This window comes from Actinobacillus ureae ATCC 25976 (assembly GCF_000188255.1).
Lineage (GTDB): Bacteria > Pseudomonadota > Gammaproteobacteria > Enterobacterales > Pasteurellaceae > Actinobacillus > Actinobacillus ureae.
Map to the genome: position 1 here is coordinate 401,989 of NZ_GL831080.1, position 5,494 is coordinate 407,482.

Consider the following 5,494-nt stretch of genomic DNA (forward strand, 5'->3'; position numbering starts at 1 on the left):
ACGGTATAGCGAACAATCTTGCAGAAAGCTATTTCAGTCGCTTTAAGCGTATGATTATTGGCACACATCATAAAATCAGCAATAAGTATCTTGATAACTATGCCAACGAATGCGCCTATCGCGAAGATAATCGCCGCGTAGATAATCTGAGCCTATTTAACAGCACTCTCGGACAATGCCTTGCCACCGACAATACAACAGACTGGCAAGGCTATTGGCAGGGTAATCATAGACAAGCAGAAAGGCTGATAATGTAATGGGAAATAAAATCTACTTTAGCCAAATTCAGGCTAAAATCGACCGCTTACCGCGTGAACGAAAGCAAGTATTAGAACATCTTGAATTGGTTGATAGCAAAATCAAAAAGCTTCAAGATGCTTTAGAAGTAATGGAAGCCAAAGCCTTGACTGATGAATACAATACTGAGCTTTACTCTTATCGTACTTATAAACGGCGATTTAAAGGGAAACTCCGCCAATTATTACTGGCAGAATTAAAAGCCGAATCCGACCGATATTTTACCGTGAATGAGTTGATTAAACGCGTATTAATCAAGTGCGGTCAAGAACCTATCATTCACCCTCAACATACCGTGTCGATGCGTGCTGCGTTAAAGCATTGGCTTGATAAAGGTGTTGTAGAACGATTGGAAATTAATGTGGTGGACGTGAAATGGAAATTCAAAGATAATAAGCTTAAAACATAATCAATTTAAGAAAAGTTTATGCTGTATATTCCTCAAACAGACCCTGAACGCTATGTCAGTAGCATTGTGGCATTAAACGTGCATAGCCCAAATGGTACGGGTGATTGGCATAGTGCGGCAGCGTTGAATGACGATGCTTATCCGCAAGATTTTTACATTTACGGTGAAAGCCAAAAAAGAAACACTAATCATCTATTGGGTAATCTAGGCGTAATTGATGGCACTAAACGATTAAATGAAATGGGATATTACCCTAAAAATTATCCTGTTTGGCTTGCCGACCACCCTCGTGCTTGCGTGGATTATCTCTATACCGCTGTACTTCAAACAGGCTCAATCGGACGTGTTATTTTAGATGACTGGTTTCCTAATGATGAAGATAAACAATCAGTTTATGATTTGCTGAATCAAATTGAACCACACTTAACTGAACAAGAATGGGAAAATTTACAATTATGGAAACGCAAAAACCCGATGATGTAATGCTCACGGAACGTGATAAACATCACGAAAAATTGATGGTGAATATCCTAAAAAATCTTTCTGATACGCCTTTGGTTTTAAAGGGCGGTACAGCTCTTTATCTCGGTTACGGCTTAAACCGCTTTTCCGAAGATTTAGATTTTGACTCTGGTAAGAAGTTAAATTTGCTCAATAAAATTAAAGCATCAGCTCCGCACGGTATTGTGATTGATGAGATTTTAGTGAGCTTATATCGAGAAGATATTGAAGCCGATCCATTACTAAACAAGATTATGGACATTGAACAAATTGCACTTGAGCTAAATGAAATGTCAGAAACAATTTATTTCACGCAACAAATGCACAATCACCCAGCTATGCAGGCATTAACGCCTAATGCTCAGAAGCAATTTAAAGCATTGCTAGATGAAGCAACAAATAAGAAAGAAGAAACACCACAAAATGTTGTGTCGTCCTCGCTTAAAATGGAATTCTAAATGATAATAGCGGTATTTCTACCGCTATTTTTACCTTCCTTTAAAAGTATCTAGTTGCCACAAGCTTTTCTCAAGTATCTTCGTCTTACTGCCTAAATAATCTTGCTCCTTTTTCTTAATAATCCCTTTCTTGTACAATCTCCGTAGCACATTCGCTACGGCAGCTTTCTGTTCACGAGAAGCTCTTACTTGATTGGCTGGAACATCATCATCTATTGAAATAGCCGTAAGAGTAATATCACTTAAAGTTAGCCAGTATTCTTTCTTCTGAAAAACTTGTGCCACCAATGCTTGAACACTCATTTTGAAATATCTTCTGTTAGGCGGATTAAACACCTTGCGAATCGTTCTGAAATCAAAATCGGGAGCAATGTAGCCGAGAGTTTTTTCAAAGGTTTTAATCTGATCGTCTTGTGTTTTACTTTTATGTTGTAACTCTGCAAGCTGACGTGATGTGAGCATTTTTTCTTTATAAGCACTCTCAATTTGCTTTACTAATTGCGAAACTAACAATGATTCTGCCATAATAAAAATCTCCATTGAGTTGTAAGTTCAATGGAGATTGTAGCGTTTTCAAGCGGTTAAATCTTTGTGCAACTGCTACATAATGCCGGTATTTTCACAAGAATTTACGACCGTTTGTTTTTTTAATGATAGGTAAATTTGATTGGCAAGTCGGGTAACTTATTGCTAATTTGGCGAACAGCTAAGTACTTAGTGCGCTAAGTGTATTTACCCTCAATCTTATTGGAGAAGAAACCCTATGGATTTCAGCAAAATTTTAAATCAAGTGCTAAGCGTTGCACAGGAATCAGCAAAAAATGCGATGAACGGCAATACCACCACCGATAAAGTCGCCAAAATCGGTGGCGGTGTGGCGGCAATCGGCATTCTTTCGATGATCTTCGGTCGTAACGGCGGTTCTAGCTTAGCGAAATTAGGGTCATTGGCGGCAATCGGTAGCCTTGCTTATCAGGCTTACCAAAAATATCAGAAAAACCAAATACAGGCTGCGCCAGTGAGTGAAGAAAATTTTGCGGTGACAGAACAAAATGCTCAAGCAAGTAGCCAAGTTATTTTACAAGCGATGATTGCAGCTGCAGCGTCTGACGGTGCGATTTCTGACGAAGAAAGACAAGCCATTTTAGGCGAAGCGGGTCAAGATCCGGAAATCCAACAATGGATTGAACAAGCGATGTATCAACCGGCGACTGTACAACAAATTGCAGCACAAGTCGGTAACAACCCAGCATTAGCGGCGCAAGTTTATTTAGCCGCTCGAGTGGTATGTGCCGATTTAGCTCGTAAAGAAATTGTTTTCCTCGCCGACCTTGCCGAAGCGCTCGGTTTAGACGATGCATTAGTAGAGCAATTAGAACAACAAGCAGGCTTCTAATCCAAGTAGCGGTCGTATTTTGTGAAAATTTTGCGACCGTTTTTTATTGTAAATCAACAACAGTATAAAGCTCGGTTGATTCAAACTCGCTTTAGTATTAGAGTAACAAAGTGATTAACTTATAATTTATAGAGGTTTTTATGAAATCAGATAAACCGGTTGAATGTGTGGGTTGTAATACTTTTGATGTTGGCTCAATCATTGATAACAGTGAACGAGATGCAAAATTTGCAAAAGTATATGAAACACAAGCGGATGCGGAACAAGCACTTGTGAAATTAACCCAAAAAGCTCGTGACACGGAAAGCGAACCGTGTGAAATCACCAGCGAAATTAAAGCGGTAGAAGGTGGTTTTTTACTGGATGCGAATTTCCGTTTTAGTTGCCAAGCGGAAGTGGTAATTTTCCAATTAGGTACACGTGCAATCTAAATTGTAGTTATTTGAAAAGCGGTTGGATTTTGCTAGAAATTTGCAAAAATGAGCAAAATCCAACCGCTTTTGTTTTCGGAGAAATTTATGAACCCTTGGGTTTTATTGGGCTTTGCGATTGTGATTGAGGTGATTGGCAGTAATTGCATTAAGGCAAGCGAAGGTTTTAGCAAACCGCTACCAACCGTAGTGGCAATTGGCGCTTTTGTGATAGCGTTATATTTATTATCGGTAATTACCAAGACGTTGCCGATTGGTATTGTGTATGCGGTATGGTCTGGGGTCGGTATCGTGCTAACCGCCATTGTGGCGTATTTCGCTTTCGGGCAAAAACCAGATTTGGCAGGCTTTATCGGTATGGGAATGATTATTGCCGGCGTGTTGGTGATTAACTTGTTCTCAAAGGCATCCGCTTAATTTGTGAATGTGATACAAGCGGTTGATTTTTGCAAGAGTTTTGCAAATTTTTCTTTAAAATCAACCGCTTGTTTTCGATTAAGGCTGCTCACCTGCTAATGCACGAGGGAATAAATTATTATTTTCCAAATCTACATGCGCATCTAAATCAGCGGCAAACTCTTGTAAGCCTTGATATAGATTACACCAAAAGGTACAAGCTCCCTCGGGCGGAGTAAAGTTATTGGTCAGTTTTTGCATCTCTTCGACATCATTACCAGCTTCATCGTGTTCAGCTTCCATTACGGAAATCGGTGCCGCCGCCATTTTTCCTCTGCCGGCTTTAATCAATGGGAACAGAATTTGTTCTTCCTTCATCATATGATTCACTAAATCCGCATAAACTTTACGAATAAGTTCCGCTAAACCTTTCGGGCAATCAGCACTATCTGCGTGAACGTATTCCACTTTTTCCGCCAATTCAATCAGCGTTGGCAATTGATTGCGATGTGTATCGTGAAAACGAGGGATAATAAAATCAATAATTTCACCAAGCGGGGCAGTACGCCAATCTTTATCAGTTAAAACGGACATCGTAAACTCCTAATAATATAGTTGATTAAATTAGTAGGAATTATAAATTTGGAAATGAGGCGGCTCTATAATCAAGACGGGGTAGCGATTAGACCTAAATCAAATTTTAACTAAGTGAGAACTTTATTCCATTATATAAGATTTAGATCTATCTTCTAATTTTGCAAAATCGCGGCAAAAGTTTTCAAATCCAAAACGTTTTGTGACTGTATTAGTGTAAGTTTTAGTTGCAATTTCGTGAATACGATCTTTATGCTGATTAATGTATAAATCTTCATTAATCAGTAAAGCGGTGTACTTAAAATCGAGTTGAAATTCTTTAGTATAATCTATATCAACCAAAGCACTATTTACGAGCGGAAACATATAAGCAAATCGAACAGTTGCTTTTTGTTCATTACCAATTTTAACCTTAAAGTCACTTTGTCCTTTTCCTTTTTTAGAAGATAAAGGAGCGATATATTTCATACCATTAATAGAAAGCACAATGCCAACGAAGGGTCTATTTTTTCCATTGTCCTTATTCATTGGAATTTTAGGTTTAACTTCTCTCAAAAAATCCAGATAATGATCCGTTACACGATATAGTTTTAATTTATCATTCATTGTTATTTCCAAAACAGATATCTACGTAAAAAAAGATGCCGTTTTATCTGACCCCAAAAAGTTAGACTGTTTAATTTAAGGACTGCGTTCTGTATTGTACAGGGCTCAGTCCTTTTAATTTTACTTGAATACGCTCATTGTTGTAATAATGAATGTACTCGTGAATCACTTTCTCAAGCTGTTCGAAAGTTTCAAATCGCTTACCAAAGTAACATTCCGTTTTCAATCGCCCAAAGAAACTTTCCATTGCCCCATTATCCAAGCCATTCCCTTTTCTCGACATACTTTGTTTAATATGATGTTTTCTTAGCATGTCTTGATAGTCTGCCATCTGATATTGCCAGCCTTGGTCGGAATGTAAAATCGGTTTAGCGTCCTTGGTCGGAATGTAAAATCGGTTTAGCGT

At 38.4% G+C, this 5,494-nt stretch carries 11 protein-coding genes; 7 read left to right on the top strand and 4 right to left on the bottom strand.

Going from position 1 to position 5,494, the window contains the following annotated elements:
• The 4 genes from HMPREF0027_RS12340 to HMPREF0027_RS02025 all read left to right on the top strand — a co-directional run.
• On the top strand, positions 1-257 hold a 257-nt coding region (locus tag HMPREF0027_RS12340; protein WP_005621755.1), incomplete at its 5' end, for a transposase.
• Entirely contained in the window at positions 257-706 is a 450-nt protein-coding gene (locus HMPREF0027_RS02015; protein WP_005621756.1) for a hypothetical protein, read from the top strand. The genes HMPREF0027_RS12340 and HMPREF0027_RS02015, both read left to right, overlap by 1 nt.
• Before the next feature lie 18 nt (positions 707-724).
• The gene (locus tag HMPREF0027_RS02020; protein WP_005621758.1) at positions 725-1,189 is read left to right on the top strand and encodes a hypothetical protein; all 465 of its coding nucleotides are present in this window, start codon (positions 725-727) and stop codon (positions 1,187-1,189) included.
• Entirely contained in the window at positions 1,162-1,665 is a 504-nt protein-coding gene (locus HMPREF0027_RS02025) for a nucleotidyl transferase AbiEii/AbiGii toxin family protein (protein WP_005621760.1), read from the top strand. The genes HMPREF0027_RS02020 and HMPREF0027_RS02025 overlap by 28 nt, the downstream gene beginning before the upstream one ends.
• A 30-nt stretch (positions 1,666-1,695) precedes the next feature.
• On the opposite strand, the gene HMPREF0027_RS02030 is transcribed toward HMPREF0027_RS02025, so the two are convergent.
• Positions 1,696-2,190 (bottom strand): hypothetical protein, encoded by a 495-nt coding sequence (locus HMPREF0027_RS02030; RefSeq protein ID WP_052301757.1) that lies wholly within the window; start codon positions 2,188-2,190, stop codon positions 1,696-1,698.
• Positions 2,191-2,428: 238 nt separating this feature from the next.
• Between HMPREF0027_RS02030 and HMPREF0027_RS02035 the strand changes: the two genes are divergently transcribed.
• The 3 genes from HMPREF0027_RS02035 (at position 2,429) to HMPREF0027_RS02045 (ending at position 3,909) form a co-directional block, all read left to right on the top strand.
• On the top strand, positions 2,429-3,061 hold the full coding sequence (locus HMPREF0027_RS02035) for a tellurite resistance TerB family protein (protein ID WP_005621764.1): 633 nt from the start codon (positions 2,429-2,431) through the stop codon (positions 3,059-3,061).
• 140 nt (positions 3,062-3,201) lie between these two features.
• Positions 3,202-3,492, top strand: coding sequence for a YfcZ/YiiS family protein (locus tag HMPREF0027_RS02040; RefSeq protein ID WP_005621765.1), 291 nt, complete (start codon positions 3,202-3,204; stop codon positions 3,490-3,492).
• 87 nt (positions 3,493-3,579) lie between these two features.
• Positions 3,580-3,909, top strand: coding sequence for a DMT family transporter (locus tag HMPREF0027_RS02045; RefSeq protein ID WP_005620515.1), 330 nt, complete (start codon positions 3,580-3,582; stop codon positions 3,907-3,909).
• A 78-nt stretch (positions 3,910-3,987) separates the two neighbouring features.
• Here the strand turns inward: HMPREF0027_RS02045 and HMPREF0027_RS02050 are convergent, their stop codons facing one another.
• From HMPREF0027_RS02050 to HMPREF0027_RS02060, 3 genes are all read right to left on the bottom strand, one after another.
• A complete protein-coding gene (locus tag HMPREF0027_RS02050) occupies positions 3,988-4,482 on the bottom strand; it encodes a hemerythrin domain-containing protein (RefSeq protein ID WP_005621767.1) in 495 nt (164 codons plus the stop codon).
• 123 nt (positions 4,483-4,605) lie between these two features.
• A complete protein-coding gene (locus HMPREF0027_RS02055) occupies positions 4,606-5,088 on the bottom strand; it encodes a type III toxin-antitoxin system ToxN/AbiQ family toxin (RefSeq protein WP_005621769.1) in 483 nt (160 codons plus the stop codon).
• A 70-nt stretch (positions 5,089-5,158) separates the two neighbouring features.
• Positions 5,159-5,494, bottom strand: a 336-nt coding sequence (locus tag HMPREF0027_RS02060) for an IS3 family transposase (RefSeq protein WP_005621771.1), incomplete at its 5' end; no start/stop codon positions are given.